The sequence below is a fragment of the Desulfofundulus thermocisternus DSM 10259 genome, from assembly GCF_000686645.1.
In the GTDB taxonomy this organism is placed as follows: Bacteria; Bacillota; Desulfotomaculia; order Desulfotomaculales; family Desulfovirgulaceae; genus Desulfofundulus; species Desulfofundulus australicus.
Map to the genome: position 1 here is coordinate 38,634 of NZ_JMLG01000015.1, position 14,239 is coordinate 52,872.

At 55.5% G+C, this 14,239-nt stretch carries 17 protein-coding genes and 1 riboswitch; of the genes, 8 read left to right on the forward strand and 9 right to left on the reverse strand.

Translation table 11 applies throughout. The features are described 5' to 3' along the window. Positions 1-10 precede the first annotated feature (10 nt). The 6 genes from fliE to BR83_RS0110780 form a co-directional block, all read right to left on the reverse strand. Positions 11-310 (reverse strand): flagellar hook-basal body complex protein FliE, encoded by a 300-nt coding sequence (gene fliE / locus BR83_RS0110755; RefSeq protein WP_027357086.1) that lies wholly within the window; start codon positions 308-310, stop codon positions 11-13. Positions 311-365: 55 nt separating this feature from the next. Continuing rightward, positions 366-812, reverse strand: a complete 447-nt coding sequence (gene flgC, locus BR83_RS0110760; RefSeq protein ID WP_027357087.1) for a flagellar basal body rod protein FlgC — start codon at positions 810-812, stop codon at positions 366-368. A 6-nt stretch (positions 813-818) separates the two neighbouring features. Then, positions 819-1,220, reverse strand: coding sequence for a flagellar basal body rod protein FlgB (gene flgB, locus BR83_RS0110765; protein WP_027357088.1), 402 nt, complete (start codon positions 1,218-1,220; stop codon positions 819-821). 224 nt (positions 1,221-1,444) lie between these two features. Continuing rightward, a riboswitch (cyclic di-GMP riboswitch) is annotated at positions 1,445-1,533 on the reverse strand. 262 nt (positions 1,534-1,795) lie between these two features. After that, positions 1,796-3,031, reverse strand: coding sequence for a UDP-4-amino-4,6-dideoxy-N-acetyl-beta-L-altrosamine transaminase (gene pseC / locus BR83_RS0110770; protein WP_034635184.1), 1,236 nt, complete (start codon positions 3,029-3,031; stop codon positions 1,796-1,798). A 114-nt stretch (positions 3,032-3,145) separates the two neighbouring features. Further along, on the reverse strand, positions 3,146-3,565 hold the full coding sequence (locus tag BR83_RS0110775; protein WP_027357090.1) for a HEPN domain-containing protein: 420 nt from the start codon (positions 3,563-3,565) through the stop codon (positions 3,146-3,148). Continuing rightward, positions 3,562-4,047 carry a nucleotidyltransferase family protein gene (locus BR83_RS0110780; protein ID WP_027357091.1) on the reverse strand — a complete coding sequence of 162 codons (486 nt, stop codon included), beginning with the start codon at positions 4,045-4,047 and terminating at the stop codon, positions 3,562-3,564. Before BR83_RS0110780 ends, BR83_RS0110775 begins: the two co-directional genes overlap by 4 nt. Before the next feature lie 261 nt (positions 4,048-4,308). Between BR83_RS0110780 and flgM the strand changes: the two genes are divergently transcribed. Then, positions 4,309-4,611: a flagellar biosynthesis anti-sigma factor FlgM gene (gene flgM, locus BR83_RS16445; RefSeq protein ID WP_051618144.1), complete on the forward strand. Its 303-nt coding sequence runs from the start codon at positions 4,309-4,311 to the stop codon at positions 4,609-4,611. 216 nt (positions 4,612-4,827) lie between these two features. Here flgM and BR83_RS16450 read toward each other — a convergent pair whose 3' ends face one another. After that, a complete protein-coding gene (locus BR83_RS16450) occupies positions 4,828-5,199 on the reverse strand; it encodes a flagellar protein FlaG (protein WP_051618146.1) in 372 nt (123 codons plus the stop codon). A gap of 169 nt (positions 5,200-5,368) precedes the next feature. Between BR83_RS16450 and flgN the strand changes: the two genes are divergently transcribed. The 4 genes from flgN (at position 5,369) to BR83_RS0110820 (ending at position 9,063) form a co-directional block, all read left to right on the forward strand. After that, positions 5,369-5,872, forward strand: coding sequence for a flagellar export chaperone FlgN (gene flgN, locus BR83_RS0110805; protein WP_027357094.1), 504 nt, complete (start codon positions 5,369-5,371; stop codon positions 5,870-5,872). A gap of 83 nt (positions 5,873-5,955) precedes the next feature. Beyond that, complete coding sequence (gene flgK / locus BR83_RS0110810) at positions 5,956-7,362, forward strand: flagellar hook-associated protein FlgK (protein WP_027357095.1); 1,407 nt, start codon at positions 5,956-5,958, stop codon at positions 7,360-7,362. Between the two features lie 18 nt (positions 7,363-7,380). Then, complete coding sequence (gene flgL / locus BR83_RS0110815; RefSeq protein ID WP_027357096.1) at positions 7,381-8,322, forward strand: flagellar hook-associated protein FlgL; 942 nt, start codon at positions 7,381-7,383, stop codon at positions 8,320-8,322. Between the two features lie 180 nt (positions 8,323-8,502). Further along, a complete protein-coding gene (locus tag BR83_RS0110820; RefSeq protein WP_027357097.1) occupies positions 8,503-9,063 on the forward strand; it encodes a Uma2 family endonuclease in 561 nt (186 codons plus the stop codon). A 237-nt stretch (positions 9,064-9,300) separates the two neighbouring features. Here the strand turns inward: BR83_RS0110820 and hepT are convergent, their stop codons facing one another. Beyond that, positions 9,301-10,170, reverse strand: a complete 870-nt coding sequence (gene hepT / locus BR83_RS0110825; protein WP_027357098.1) for a type VII toxin-antitoxin system HepT family RNase toxin — start codon at positions 10,168-10,170, stop codon at positions 9,301-9,303. Between the two features lie 61 nt (positions 10,171-10,231). Then, positions 10,232-10,813, reverse strand: a complete 582-nt coding sequence (locus BR83_RS0110830) for a Uma2 family endonuclease (protein ID WP_027357099.1) — start codon at positions 10,811-10,813, stop codon at positions 10,232-10,234. 402 nt (positions 10,814-11,215) lie between these two features. Here BR83_RS0110830 and BR83_RS15745 point away from each other — a divergent pair, with 402 nt between their 5' ends. Genes BR83_RS15745 through BR83_RS0110845 form a run of 3 tightly spaced genes read left to right on the forward strand, consistent with a single transcriptional unit; the run spans position 11,216 to position 13,681 of the window. After that, the gene (locus BR83_RS15745; protein WP_084327204.1) at positions 11,216-11,626 is read left to right on the forward strand and encodes a nucleotidyltransferase family protein; all 411 of its coding nucleotides are present in this window, start codon (positions 11,216-11,218) and stop codon (positions 11,624-11,626) included. Then, positions 11,568-12,092 carry a ribonuclease toxin HepT-like protein gene (locus tag BR83_RS0110840; protein ID WP_027357100.1) on the forward strand — a complete coding sequence of 175 codons (525 nt, stop codon included), beginning with the start codon at positions 11,568-11,570 and terminating at the stop codon, positions 12,090-12,092. Before BR83_RS15745 ends, BR83_RS0110840 begins: the two co-directional genes overlap by 59 nt. A 14-nt stretch (positions 12,093-12,106) precedes the next feature. Then, entirely contained in the window at positions 12,107-13,681 is a 1,575-nt protein-coding gene (locus tag BR83_RS0110845) for a hypothetical protein (protein WP_027357101.1), read from the forward strand. Positions 13,682-14,239: the final 558 nt, after the last annotated feature.

Below are 14,239 nucleotides of genomic sequence, written 5' to 3' on the forward strand. Positions count from 1 at the left end.
GCACAGCTCCTTAAACCTGCATGCGCGATATTTCCTGGTAGGCTTCTACAATTTTATTGCGGACCTCCACGGCCAGGGTCATCATGATCCGGGCTTCCTCCATGGCGATGGTCACCTGGTGCAGGTCCTGCACCCGTCCGGTGAGGAAGTCCAAGCCCACCCGGTCGGCCCGCACCTGGGCGTTGTTCACCTCTTCCAGGGCCCGCAAAAGGGCACGGCCGAAGTCGCCGGCACCAGCGGCAGCATCCTGTTTAGAGGACCGGGCCGCCGCAGGCTCAGGGGAAAGAAAGGAAACGGGTAAAACCTGCATTCTGAGGAGTTCTCCTTTCGTCAGCAGCATGAATGGATAAGCCTGTGCTTGAAGATCAGCTCCTGCCTATTTCCAGGGCCCGCAGGGCCATGTCCTTGGCTGCGTTCAAAACCGTGACGTTGGCCTCGTAGGCCCGGGTGGCGGCAATCATGCTGACCATTTCGTTGGCTATGTTGATGTTGGGATAGGCTACGTACCCCGTCCGGGGGTCGGCCAGGGGGTGGGAGGGCTCGTATGCCAGCCGGGGCGGGGAGGGATCTTCCACCACCGCCGCCACGCTTACTCCGGCGGCATCGAGGGATGGCTGGCCGGGCGGGGAGTCCAGAGCCCGGCGCAGCTTTTCGGCAAAGACGGGGACTTTCCGCCGGTAGGGCGGGTTCAGGGGATCGTTGGGCCGCCCCGCCGTCTGCAGGTTGGCAATATTGTTGGCCGTAATATCCAGCCACAGCCTGGAAGCTGTTAAGCCGGAAGCACTAATGCCGAATACATCTAATAGAGGCACCGTCTGTTACCTCCCCCGGATGACGTAAGTCAAAAGGGACAGGCGGTCGCCCAGCGCCCGGGCGGCAGCCTGGTACGTCAGGGTGTTGGCGGCCAGGTTCACCATCTCCTGGTCAATGTCCACGTTATTGCCGTTGTAACCCATGGTGGTGCCCTCCTCCTTCACCACCGTGGGTTCCACCCGGGCCAGCGGTACCGGGGCCCCGAAATGCCGGGGGTCGCTGGTGACCAGCGGCAGGGCGTCCTCCCCCAGCGCCCGCCGCAGCTCCTCCGTAAAGCTGACGGAGGATTTTTTAAATCCCGGCGTGTTCACATTGGCCACATTGTGGGCAATCACCCTCTGCGCCAGCGCCGATGCGTCCAGCTGCTTCTGCAGCGCCACTATAATGGGGCTGCCGAAAAGATCCATAAACCGCCACCTCGCTTTTCCGTAAGCGCTTTAAAAATTTCTGTCTTTTGGCCGCTCCCACCCCCATAATCAAAAGCGCCATTTCTGTATTAGCTCTGTAGAAGAGTGTAAGGGTGATGATTTTGCTTCCAGTTTCAGGTAAATTTTTCTAACTGGAAGAGGGGTTATTTATTTTTCTTAAAGCACCAAAAAACCGGCACCGGGGCCGGGAAGCAGTACTGCATTGTCGCAGCCCGGCTGCCGTGGCGGGAAGCCCGCTGTAGGCCCGCAGCTTTGCGCCCTTCCCTTTCGGTGAAGTTTGCCCCTGGACAATGTGCGATAAAAAGTGTGAAAAAGGGATTATTAACTTGTCATTGGGTTAAAAATCGTTCCCTTGTAGGTGATATCAAAGCAATGTAATTATGTGGCAAGTTTTTGGTAACTAAGTGGTAATTTATTTGACACGTTTTCCCAAACTCCTCCTGTAAAGAGAAAAAATACGTTAAAAATACATAAAAAAATTGCTCCTCTTTGCGCTTTTTGGCACAAAGCATGGAGCAACTGCTACATTTAGTCGAAGAATGTCGATTATGGTTTTATTTGCGCGCCCAGGCCATAACCCGGCGCACGGCCGTGATGACGTCCTGCACATCATTGTCGCTCATGGCCGGGAAAAGGGGCAGGGTGATGGCCCGCTCGTAAAATTCTTCCGCCCGCAGGCAGTAAAACCCGGAAAGGCTGCAGCTGTCCGGGTCCCCCAGCCAGCGGTAGTAAGGGTGGCGGTAGGCGGGCAGGTAGTGGACGTTCACCCCGATATTTTCCGCCCGCAGGGCTTCAAACACCTGGCGCCGGTCGTATTTCAGAAGCTCCAGCTTTAATGCCAGCACGTAAAGGTGCCAGGAGGAGCGGCCGTAAGGCGCCTGGTAGGGGATTTCCACCCCGGGCAGTTCGGCAAAGGCTTCGTTATAGGTGCGGGCAATTTCGCGCCTGCGCTCCACAAAGCGGTCCAGCTTGCGCAGCTGGCTCAAACCCAGGGCGGCCTGGATATCGGTGAGGCGGTAGTTGAAGCCCACATCCAGCATTTCGTAGTACCAGGGACCGTGGTCCTCCACCATGAATTCCCGGTCCCGGGTGATGCCGTGGTTGCGGAAGAGCAGCAGCCAGTGGTACAGCTCGTCGGAACCGGTGGTCACCATCCCCCCTTCCCCGGTGGTGATGTGCTTCACCGGGTGAAAGCTGAAAACGGTCATGTCGCTCAGGCAGCCCACGGGCTGCCCTTTATATTCCGCCCCCAGGGCGTGGCAGGCATCTTCAATAACCACGAGGTTGTGCTTTTCAGCCAGGGCGTGAATGGCGTCCAGATCGCAGGGCTGGCCGGTGAAATGCACGGGAATGATGGCCTTTGTCTGCGGGGTGATCTTTTTTTCTATTTCCGCCGGGTCGATATTGTATGTGCGCGGGTCTATGTCCGCAAAGACGGGCTTCGCCCCCAGGTAGAGGGCACAGTTGGCGCTGGCCACGAAGGTGATGGGGCTGGTGATCACTTCGTCCCCCCTGCCCACGCCGGCGGCAAAGCAGGCCGCGTGCAGGGCCGCCGTCCCGCTGGAGAAGGCCACGGCATAACGGGCCCCCACCCGGGCGGCAAACTGCTTTTCGAATTCGGCCAGGACGGGGCCGGTGGTCAGCCAGTCACCCCGCAGCACCCGGGTGACGGCTTCGATGTCGTCCTCTTCAAGCCAGTGCCGGGCATAGGGGAGATAGGTTTCCCGCACGGGCCTACCCCCGGCAATGGCGGGTGTTTGCAGTTCAGACTGATCGGTATGGGTTTTCATAGGCAGGAAATAACTCCTTTGATCTAGTTTTTTGGGCAAGCCGGATCCAGAACTCAATAAATTCTGCTGGCGAGGCAATAATGGACGCCGCGATACCTCCAGGTATCCCCCGCATTAATTTTCCTGCGGCCTGATTAACAGGGCTGCCACTTGCACGGTAAAGCGGGCGTCGTCCATGGCCCTGGCCGCATCTTCCCGCGTATACTCTTCCGTGGGTATGAAGTCCACATCGCCGTAGAAGGCAAACTCCCGCTCTTTTCGCAGCCACCTGGATATTTGGGCCAGTCTTTGCGCTTCCCGGCTGACTTCGGGCGGCAGGCGGTCCTGGAACTCCACCAGCAAATAGCCCACATCGTGCTGTTTGGGTGGGTCCACTCCAATCCAGCGCAGCATACCTTTCAGGGCCAACTCCACGATCTCCTGGGCCTCGCGGATTACGTCGGAATAGGCTTCTTCCCCGAAGAGAACGGGCAGTATCTTCAACCTTTTGGTGGCTTTGAGCAAGTAACTCTGGGCCAGGGTGGTGCTGGTCAAATTTCGATCACCTCACCCTGCTTATAATCCTTCTTGAGCACCCAGTACCAGGCGCCGCCGCGGTATATTTTCTGCGCCCCCAATTGCTGCAGCCTTTCCCGCAGGCGGGCCAGGTAGCGGGCCAGAAAATTTCCCCGGTCGTATAAAATTTTCACGTCGTCAACCATATCCAGAAACAGGAGGCTGCCCTGCAGCACTTCCTCTTTTCCCTTGATTACAGGGGACAGGTCCGGCACTATATGGGTGAACCGGGATGATTCCTGCTGCATTTTCTCTTCCACCCCGGCAAATTCAGCCATTCTCTTCATCCGGCCCCGCGGCAGGTCTTCGGCCACCAGCAGCAGGTCGATGTCCGAATCCGGCCGGGGCGTGCCGCGGGCTACCGAACCGAAAACGGCCAAAGACACCAAACGGGAGCCGTAAACCTCCTTTACGGCCGGCACCAGCAGTTCAAGGGCCTGTTCAAATTCCCGGCGGTACATGATATCACCCTGCCAGCATACGTATTGATGATCAAATTTTTCATTATCGTATCATACGGCGGGGGTAAACTTCAAGGAAAAGGAGCCTCCGTCCGGGTCCACAGTTGCCCCAAATGCAGCCAGCGGGAATCTCTGCAAAGCAGATGTTTTACCGGCCGCCGGGCCGGAAACCTCTTCCGGGTGCTAAAGAAACCCGGCACCGCTGCCGAAGAAAATATATAGAGGCCATCTTCGGATATGAATGCAAAGGAGCAGAAGGCGATGAGGATAAATTTTAATCCCGGCCAGGTGGCAGATATTTACTTCAAACGTCTTAAAACAACCGGCGAAGAAGGAAAAAAGGAGAGCGTGGCCGGCAGCCACCTGCAGAAAGACGCGGTGGAGATCTCCGACCGGGCCCGGGAGCTCCAGCTCTACCGGGCGCACTTGAAGGAGCTGCCCGAAACGAGGGAGGAACTGGTGGCGGCGGTTAAAAAGCGGCTGGCGGAAGGCACCTACCGCATCGACGCCGAAAAGGTGGCCGCGGGCATCATCGAAGAGCACCGGCTGGACAGGCGGGTGTGATGTCCCGGGAGGAGAGGGTGCTTACGGACGGATGCCGCCCCCGGCACCGGCTGCCGGCCTGCGCGGTCAGCACCAGGGCCGAAGGGGAGCATTACGTTCATCAAGGCCGCCGGCTTTGGGCCGGCGGTTTGTCTTTCCGGGAGCCGTTTTCAATCCCGGCGCGCACGGCGGCAGCCACGCACCCCTCTTTTTTTGCCGCTTCCGGCAGGACCGGCGCTAAATAAACCTGTCCAGGATCAGGCCCAGCATCCTCTTCACGCTGGCCACGATCTTCAGGGTCCACTCCGGGGGGATCTCCCGGATCACTTCCTGCGTTTCGGCATTGATCACCCTGACCATGATCTCCCCGCTTTCCTCGTGCAGGACAAAACGCAGCTCCGTGCGGTAGAGTTCCATGGTTCCGTTGATCCGGCTGACGGCATCCCGCACCTCCTGGATGGTGGGCCTGCTTTCCTCTTCTTTCTCTTCCGGAAACAGGGCCTCCCTCTCCGCCTGCTCCCCGGGGCGGGCGGCGTCATTCCGGAGCGCTGCGGGCAGCCCCGCCAGGGAGAAAAGATCCGGCCTGCCGGCTGGGTCCACCTTGCTCATTTTCACCCTGCCTTTCCATAAGTTAAGAGTCGCTACTTCTTAATTCGTCACCCGGAGGAAGAAATTAAGGAGCCCATAATTTTTTTGTCGCCGGGAAAAGGCTCAAGGATGCGCTTCCCCTGCCGAAACAAGGTGTTAGGAAAATGTTTTTGACAGGACGGGGACGGCTATGAACGAGCAGACAAATCAGATCCACCAGCTGGTGGCTATACTTGAAGACGAGCTGGCGGAACTGGAAAAAATGACGGCGGCGGCCCGGAGGCAAAACGACGCCCTGCGCCGGAACGACGGAGAAAAGCTGCTCGAGGCTACGGGGGAGCTGGAGCTCCTGGCGCGGGCGCTGAAAGCGCTGCAGGCAGCCCGCAGCGAAGTGCAGGCACGGGTCGGGCGGGACTGCGGCCTGCCCCCGGGGACACCTCTGGCGGAGGTGGCTGCCGCCCTGCCTTTAGTGCCGGTCGCCCGGCAGGCAGCGCACCTGGCGGCCGGGCTGCGGGAGAAGGCCCGGGAGCTGGCGGAACTGATCCGGCTCAACAACCTGCTGGCCCAAAACGGCCTGCGCTTCTGCAGCCTCCTGTTGAGGGCCGTGGACCCGTCGCGTACCCGGACGTACCTTCCGGACGGCGCCGTAAGCAAGGACGGCGCAAACCCGCCCCTGCTGGATAAATCCGTCTGAACCCGCGGATGGTGGCGGGCGAATCGGGACGTCCCTCCCTCGCCGCCTTCCATAAAATTCGTAAAAAGAAGAGGAGTGTTATTATGCCCGGAACCTTTTTCGGCCTGGAAATAGCCCGGCGGGGACTGCAGGTCCACCGCACGGCTATGGACATCACCGGCCACAACGTGGCCAACGCCAGCACGCCCGGCTACACCCGCCAGGAGGCGGTGATTACCGCCACCGGCCCCTACGCCAACCCGACACTGGGCAGCAGGCTGCTCCCGGGGCAGCTGGGCACCGGCGTGGAAGCGACCATGATCCGGCGCATTAAAAACGAGTACCTGGACACACAGGCCCGGGACAGCATCTCCTCCCGGGATTTCTGGCAGGTTCAGGAAGACCTGTTCGCCCGCATTGAGGCGGTGTTTGCCGAACCCGGAGCCAGCGGCATCGCCAGCACCTTGACTAAATTTTTCAACACCTGGCAGGACCTGAACAACACCCCCCAGGACCCCGGCGTCAAGGCCGCTGTGGCCGAGACGGGCGACGAACTGGCCACCATGATGCGGGAGGCCTACCAGCAGCTGGGGGATATTGCGGAGAGTATTTTAAAGATCGATTCCAGCGGCAACGTTACCGGCGGCCAGCTTAAAGACCAGGTGGATGAGGTGAACGAGATCCTGCGGCAGATCCGGGAACTGACGGAAGCCATCAAGCGGGTCTACGCCCAGGGCAACCAGCCCAACGACCTGCTGGACAAACGGGACCTGCTCCTGGACCGTCTGGCGGAATACGGGCCGGTGAGCGTCACTCACCTCACCGAAGGGGGCAGGCCGACGGGGGAAATTGAGCTGACCTTCTTCGGGGTGGATGTGGGTTCTGCGGATATGAAGGTGGAACTGGTAGTAAGCGCACCTTCGGGGAAGGTGAATGTAGAGCTGAAGATTGGCAATGACAGTAATAAAATATCCCTGCCTGGCAGTTACACGGGCAGCCTGGCGGGGCTGGAGGAAACCCGCGCTAGGATTGATGGGTACATGGACGCATTAAACAAGTTGTCCGGAGCCTTGAAAAACACCATAAATCAAATTCTCAACCCCGATGGTAAGGCCTGGGACTTCTTTACCGGCACCCTGGCCGACGGGGATTTCGCCGTAAATAAGGACATAATGAATGACCCCGCCAGGTGTATCGACGGTACAAAGGCGCTGTACGTGGCCCGGCTGGCCACCACCGGTCAGGCCGATTTGGGTGGCGCCACTTTCGGCGAATACTTCAACGCTCTGCTGGCCGACATCGGTGCCCGCTCCGGCAGCGCATCGGACATGGCCGGAAGCCGGCGTGCCGTCGCCGAGCAGGTGGAGTCCCTGCGCCAGTCCGTGTCCGGGGTCAACCTGGACGAAGAACTCTCCCGGCTGATCCAGTACCAGTACGGCTACCAGGCCAGTGCCCGGGTGCTGGCTACCATCGACGAAATGCTGGACTACCTGATCAATAGGACCGGCTAAAAAGGGGAGGGAAAAACAATGCGCATTACCCACATGCTGGTCGCCCGGCGCACCCAGAACTACATCCAGGAGGCCATGCAGAGGCTGGCCCGCACCCAGGAGCAGATGTCCACCGGCCGCAGGGTCCTGCGCCTGAGCGACGACCCGCCGGCTTTAAGCCAGCTCCTTAACGTGAGAACGGCAGTAGAACGGAACCAGCAGTACATGCGGAACATCACCGACGGCCTGAGCTACCTGGACGGAGCCGACACCGCCCTGGGCACGGCGGGCGAACTGCTGCAAAAAGCCCTGGAATACGCCATCCAGGGCGCCAACGGAACCCTGGAGAAGGACGACATGGCTGCCATCGGCGAGCAGATCGACAAGATGATCGACGAGCTGGTGGATATAGCCAACACCACCGTGGGCGGCAAATATATCTTTGCCGGAACAAAAAACGACCAGCCGCCGTTCAAGCGGGAGGTCGACAACGGGGTTGACAAAATATATTACCAGGGCAACCTGGAGCGCGTTTCCCGGGAGATCCTGGACCAGGCGAACTACCCCATCGACGTCCCTTCAGTTGCCCTTTCTAATGCCGAAGAAGCCGGCGTTTTTGGCCGGATTAATGATAATTTTATCGTATCAGACGGCATTTTTGATGTTCTGATTAAGTTGCGGAATAACTTGAAGAACGGCAATGTTGCAGGAATAAACGACTCCATCGGCGCCCTGAACGCACAACTCGACCACATCCTGCGCTACCGGGTGCAGGTGGGGGCCCGCACCAGCCACTTCGAGTCGGTGCGCAGCCAGCTCCAGGACCAGGAGGTTCGCCTCACCCAGGTGCTGAGCAACCTGGAGGACGCCGACGTAGCCCGGGTGGCTGTGGACCTCTCCCGCCAGCAGCTCGCCTACCAGGCGGCCCTGGCGGCGGGGGCAAAAATACTGGAAACCTCCCTGCTGGACTACCTGCGCTAACAAATTTTACAGGGCAGCGCACGCATTCGAAAAAGAAGCTGGAAGACTACCACATCTTCCAGCTTTTTTCTTCCGCAAACAGCGGCCGGCTGTTATGCTTTTCAATTTTCTGGTATAATAGTGCCTGAGGACAGAAACGCTGAAAGATTTACCTTTCCCGCAAAAAAGCAGGTGGTATTAATGCAGGAAATAATAATTAAATCCGACAAATGGTATACCTATGATGATTATTTACAGTTAGACGATAAGTACGAGTATGAAGTTATCGGGGGAAAGCTGTTCATGACGCCAAAGCCGCGGCCGCTGCACCAGGAGATTGTCGGCAGGTTATATGTCGCGCTGCATAACTTTCTCAAGCAGCGGAACATACAGGGGAAAATTTTTCTCGATGTGGACGTGATTTTTGGCAATCAGGTGGTTTCTCCGGATATAATCTACATCAGTCCTGAACGCTTGTCCATTATATCAGAAGCAAACATTCAAGGGCCACCGGATCTGATCATTGAAGTCCTTTCCCCATCCACACAAAAATACGACCGCAAGCAAAAAAGCCAGCTCTATTACGCCAACGGAGTAAAGGAGTACTGGCTCATAGATCCGGCAACCCAGCTGGCGGAGGTTTTTTCCCGGGAGGATAAAGGCTGGTACCGGGCGGGTGTTTACGACGAAGAGGATACGCTGGTTTCCCCCCTCCTGCCGGAGCTGGAAATTAACCTGAGAGAGATTTTTGACGTTTCTTAAAAGGGTTTCAAGGGACGCGGGACGATGAACAATTACTGGAAATACATGCAGGGCCACCTGAAAGAAGTGGCCAGCGAAGAAAAGAATTGAGCAAAAAGCAAGCCTGGCCCGGGGAAAGGCCGGGGAAATAGCCCGGCAGCTGGCCCGCCGGTTCGGCGTGACAAAGGTCTACCTTTTCGGCTCCCTGGCCACGGATTATAGGGAGATGAAAATAGCCCGTTTAAACGCCTGATATCGTTAATGGGTTTGTTGCTCAAGATAAAAGGTGACCTGGCGGGCAAATTCTTCGAAATCACCCAATTCTTCGGTGACGGTTTTATAAATTGCCCGGTAATCCAGGCGCCAGTAAACGTGAACGATGGCATTGCGCATACCGGCCATACCTTTAATCCGGCGGGCGAAACGGTGATCCAGCAATCCTCTTTCCCCGGCCAGTTCGATCAGGCTGGTGGTATCATACTCACTCAACGCCACCCCTTTGACTGCCAGAAAGTGCCGGCAAATATCCAGGACACTTTCCAGGGCGATACGCAGGTGATGCACGCACAGATCCCGGGTGTCAAGATCAAAGGTAAACTCTTCGTAGGACGAAAAGCGCGCGCGCAGGTCCTTTAACCGCTGAACCGCCTGATCCATTTGAGATAAACAGGTTTCAATCCGCTCGCGGTTAAGCCGCCTCACAGCCACAAGCAAACCCTCCCTGGCCCGTTCCCGCCAGCATGTGTTGTACTCGTACTTAAAGTAAAGGTAGTCTTCGTAATCGAAAAAGGTATCCGTGGCAAATCGGGCAAAGCTTTCCTCATCTCTACTGTAAAGCAAAATACCTTTAGTTAAAGCTTCCATCTTCAGGGCTGGACTGCACAGGTTTAAAGCGACCAGGTCTACGTCCCGGCGCTTTATGAGCGCGGATAGTTCATCAAAGGTCTTCAGGTAACGTTGAAAATGATAGTCCGAAAAAAGTACGGCTACGTCCAGATCCCGGGGAATCGCCGGGGGATCTCCAACGGCAGAACCGAATAAAAAAGCCAGTTCTACCCCGTGCCGCTCATAAAAGGGCGCGGGTATTTTTAATAACTCTTTTGGCAACCTTTCCGCAACTGCCGGCATTTGCCCCTCAACACCTCCCCGAATATCCACCCGTTTTTCATTTTTACCGGGCCCTTATGAATTATGGCAACCCCAAAATGTCCCGGGCTTTCACTTCCAGGCCGGGCAGAACCGTAGAAGTGATGAACTCTTCATCCTCCTCCTCGTACACCCCGGCGCGCTGCCAGTCTTTTTCGCCGGGCACAAATACCTCCACCAGCCGTTCCTGCGGGTCTACAAGCCAGAACTCCCTGACCCCGCTTTTGAAATACTGCCGGCTTTTCCTGCCCCGGTCCCGCCGGATGGTGCCCGGGGAAAGAACCTCCACCACCAGGTCCGGAGCGCCGTTGATCCGTGTTTCTTCTATAATGCCCAGCCGCTCATTGCTGATAAAGATTACGTCCGGCTGGAAAGTGTTCTTTTTTACCGGTTCGTCTAAAACCACATCCAGGGGAGCAAAAAAAACCTGCCCGGAGCCGGTCCTCTGGGCATATTGATCAATTATCTTAAAAAGTCTGCCCACTAAAAGCTGGTGTCGTGTGCCCGGCGATGGCGTCAAGACCAGCTCCCCCTCGATCAGTTCATAACGGTTGCCATCGTCTATCTTTATATAGTCATCATAAGTATAGAACTTTTTGACTTTTTGGGCGGGCTGAGTCGTCACGGACCATCCCCCTTTTCATCGCCACGCTGCCCCGACAGACATCACTCCTGATACACAAAGTTTACAACATCCAGCCTGGTCGTGCAAGACGACACAAGGCGAACGGCGCAGGACGTTATGTCCGGAAGGTCCTTCCAAAACCACGTCGGCGGGGGCAAACAAAACCTTTCCGTCAATGCTTTTGCCAGAGTATGCTTTAGTCCTGCCGCTCATCTTTTTCCAGTGTATCTTATGCCGGGAGCAGCGCAATAAACCTGGCCAGGCCCAGTAAAAGTGCCTGGCACCAGACATAACCGGGCTATTATGCTTTTCGTGTTTTTGGAAAGGTCTGTTGTCAAAACCTGGTGATAGGGGGTATAATTTAAGCATCGTGGATATTCCGGTTACAAGGGACGTGGGACGATGAACAATTACCGGAGATACATGCAGGGCCACCTGAAAGAAGTGGCCCGGGAAGAAAAAGAACTGGAGCAAAAAGCAGGCTTGGCCCGGGAAAAGGCCGGGGAAATAGCCCGGCAACTGGCCCGCCGGTTCGGCGTGACAAAGGTCTGCCTTTTCGGGTCCCTGGCCGCGGGTGATTTTGATCAGTTTTCGGACATAGATCTGGCCGTGGCCGGACTCCCGGAAAAGGAATACCTGAAGGCCTACGGGCTGGCGGAAGAGATGGCCCGCCCCTTTGCGGTGGATCTGGTGCTCCTGGAAAATGCCGTGGAAACATTAAAGGAACGGGTGCAAAAAGAAGGGATTGTCTTATATGACCGCCAGGGAGAGGAAAATAGCCCGCTTAAAACGCCTGATATCGGAAATAAATGAAGACTTGCGGGCAATTGATCAGATTGCCGGTAAAGCCCAGGCTTTATTAGAGGAAGTGAATGCCAGAACCGGTCCCGTGCCCGACCGAGATCTGATGGCCATGGCAGCCTATTTGCATCATTTTTACACGGGTGTGGAATCAATGTTCGAACGCATTTCGCGCCAGATCGACGGCGGGCCGGTTAAGGCCGGAGACTGGCACCGGGAACTTTTAAGAAGCATGGCCGTAGAACTGGAAGGACTGCGGCCCGGGGTCATATCCCGAGAATTAATGGAAGAGCTGGATGAATACCGCCGCTTCCGCCACCTTTTCCGCCATGCCTATGCCGGTGAGCTGCGCTGGATGAAAATGTGCCACCTGGCGGAAAATATGGGCGATATCCTGAGTCTTTTAAAGGGCAAAATGGACCAGTTCAAGGCATTTGTCACGGGTGTGATCGAAGAACTGGAAAAGAACATTGAATAATCGCAGTTTTACCAGTGGGCCTGTTTTTTACAAAAAGCATTGGTGAATGGGTGATTATACGCATGGGCGTCTACCTGGGATTGGACATTTTGCCGTGGGAGATCGAATCGGTGGAGTGGGAAGGTTTTTATGATGAAGTTATGAAAATAATCAATGCCTTTCCCCTACCCGTCCTGCGCCTTAGCTACGAAGAAAAGTTTGGTTATTGCCGGCTTCTGCTCAGCCGGAACCCGGAAAGCCAGAATGAAAGAGGCCGTTACCTGGCCATTTGCGGAGATGCCCGGACAGGACAATGTGCGGAGCAATTTATCATTTTTCGAGATCTACAGGTCTACAGGAAAAGATATGCACCGGACGATTCCCAGGTGAAGAAACCGGAAAGAAAAAACCAGGCCGGCTGGCCTATCCTTTTACGGGAAGAAGATTCAGTGCGAGTGTTTTATGAAAAGACGCAGTCCCGTCCCTACCATGATCTAATCTGGTCCATAGTCACCCTGGCAGAGAACCTTTTCCCCGGCCGGGCCTGCGCCACCGGCAACCTTAATGCACGGAGATGGCAGGAGACACTACAGTGGCTGGAAAGCGTTACAGACCGGCGACTGCAAAAACCCCTGCTGTTAGATGCAGAAAGGCTCTGGTATGCCTTTGGTACCGCCTTCACTGCTCTGGAAAGAGCCCAAAAGGTAACAGAAAAATTGGTTGGCGGTCCTGCGCCCTTTTACAGTTTTTTAAAACTGAAAGATCCTGCTCTTTTACGTGTTCTGGTCAAGAATAGACTTAAGGAGTATAACTCCAGGACTGTTGGTGCCCTTTCAGAATGCCTGTACATTCTCGATGGCACGGAAGATTTACGGTTCCTGGTCGAAGTAGCTTGTTTAGAACCGGATGGTCCCCGCTGGGAGTTGACCGATGTCCTGTCTTCTGCCTATTACCTTGGCGCCTTTGTACCGGAGGGAAAAGCGCCCGATGCAACTCTGGCCGTTGGTTTTCTGCCGGCCGAATTTTTACCGAAATATTACCATACCGATTTTTATCTGGAAAAGGAATTGGCCTGCCGGCAAGTAGCTGAGGTGACAGGCTTGCCCGTGCAAAAGATTGAGGAGATGATCCTGGAGATCGAAAAAGAGAACAAAACAGACTCTAACAAGGAGGACAAAGAAAAAATACCTTTTTATACTGCGGACAGTGAGCAGCCATCATCTGATAAACCTGACCATACAGGAGAACCTGCATACCGTACTCCGCAGGTAGAAATTCCATACCCGCAGGAATTGATCAATACTCTTAAGGAGCAGGTAGCCGCCATTGGTAAGAATTGGGACAGCTCCACGCTCCATCATCTGGTGGCTGCAATAGCCTCGAAAAAAAATGTTGTGCTTACCGAAGAAGCCTGGAAGATTGTTGATGAGGAAAAAGACCCGGATCTTCTGGCGGTTATTCTGGGGATCATGAACAATTATCACAAATTTGAGAGAGCTACAAATGTTATCGAGTTTATACTGAAACAATTGCCGGATATAAAAGAGTCCTGGGAAAATGGACGGCCCTGGAAATATCCCGGTGGGCATCGACCCATTCCCCTGCATTGACACTTCAATTCCGCATTTCCGGAAATGCGAGGGGTCAATGGGGCTGTTACTCAAGATGAGAGGTGACCTGGCGGGCAAATTCTTCGAAATCACTCAATTCTCCGGTGACGGTTTTATAAATTGCCCGGTAATCCAGGCGCAGGTTACAGCTTGCCTCGCGCCACGTTAACGGCCGCGCGATTTTGTTATACCGGGAAAATATCTTTAAAAGCCTCTCTCAATAAGGTTGAATAATCTTCGTTAATCTCACAATTTCAGCCATTTTCATTTTTCAGCAGGGCTATGACTGATAATGATGCCCAGTTATGCCTTTGTCTGGAAGGTGGTGTATACAGAAATACCAGGGCTGCTTGTGTGACAATTTTTCGCGCGCTCTTTTCTCCACACTTTACCCTGGCGATATACCCTCTCATGTCTCCCGGGATACCAATAACCGTGCCGGTTCCGGACTTTCCTTCGTCCCACCTGTCCAGGGGTGGAGGCCATTGTGCTACCTAACAGGGTCTACTTACCCTCATGGTTTGATTTTTGGCTCTCCGCGCTGCATGATTGTCAAGG

Bases quoted from the DNA above. Each gene is read 5' to 3' on its own strand.
- BR83_RS0110780 (WP_027357091.1), bottom strand. From the start codon at position 4,047: ATGTACCGCCGGGAATTTGAACAGGCCCTTGAACTGCTGGTGCCGGCC.
- BR83_RS0110820 (WP_027357097.1), top strand. From the start codon at position 8,503: ATGCAGGAAATAATAATTAAATCCGACAAATGGTATACCTATGATGAT.
- flgN (WP_027357094.1), top strand. From the start codon at position 5,369: ATGAACGAGCAGACAAATCAGATCCACCAGCTGGTGGCTATACTTGAA.
- flgL (WP_027357096.1), top strand. From the start codon at position 7,381: ATGCGCATTACCCACATGCTGGTCGCCCGGCGCACCCAGAACTACATC.
- BR83_RS16450 (WP_051618146.1), bottom strand. From the start codon at position 5,199: ATGAGCAAGGTGGACCCAGCCGGCAGGCCGGATCTTTTCTCCCTGGCG.
- fliE (WP_027357086.1), bottom strand. From the start codon at position 310: ATGCAGGTTTTACCCGTTTCCTTTCTTTCCCCTGAGCCTGCGGCGGCC.
- flgM (WP_051618144.1), top strand. From the start codon at position 4,309: ATGAGGATAAATTTTAATCCCGGCCAGGTGGCAGATATTTACTTCAAA.
- flgK (WP_027357095.1), top strand. From the start codon at position 5,956: ATGCCCGGAACCTTTTTCGGCCTGGAAATAGCCCGGCGGGGACTGCAG.
- hepT (WP_027357098.1), bottom strand. From the start codon at position 10,170: ATGCCGGCAGTTGCGGAAAGGTTGCCAAAAGAGTTATTAAAAATACCC.
- pseC (WP_034635184.1), bottom strand. From the start codon at position 3,031: ATGAAAACCCATACCGATCAGTCTGAACTGCAAACACCCGCCATTGCC.
- flgB (WP_027357088.1), bottom strand. From the start codon at position 1,220: ATGGATCTTTTCGGCAGCCCCATTATAGTGGCGCTGCAGAAGCAGCTG.
- BR83_RS15745 (WP_084327204.1), top strand. From the start codon at position 11,216: ATGAACAATTACCGGAGATACATGCAGGGCCACCTGAAAGAAGTGGCC.
- BR83_RS0110840 (WP_027357100.1), top strand. From the start codon at position 11,568: ATGACCGCCAGGGAGAGGAAAATAGCCCGCTTAAAACGCCTGATATCG.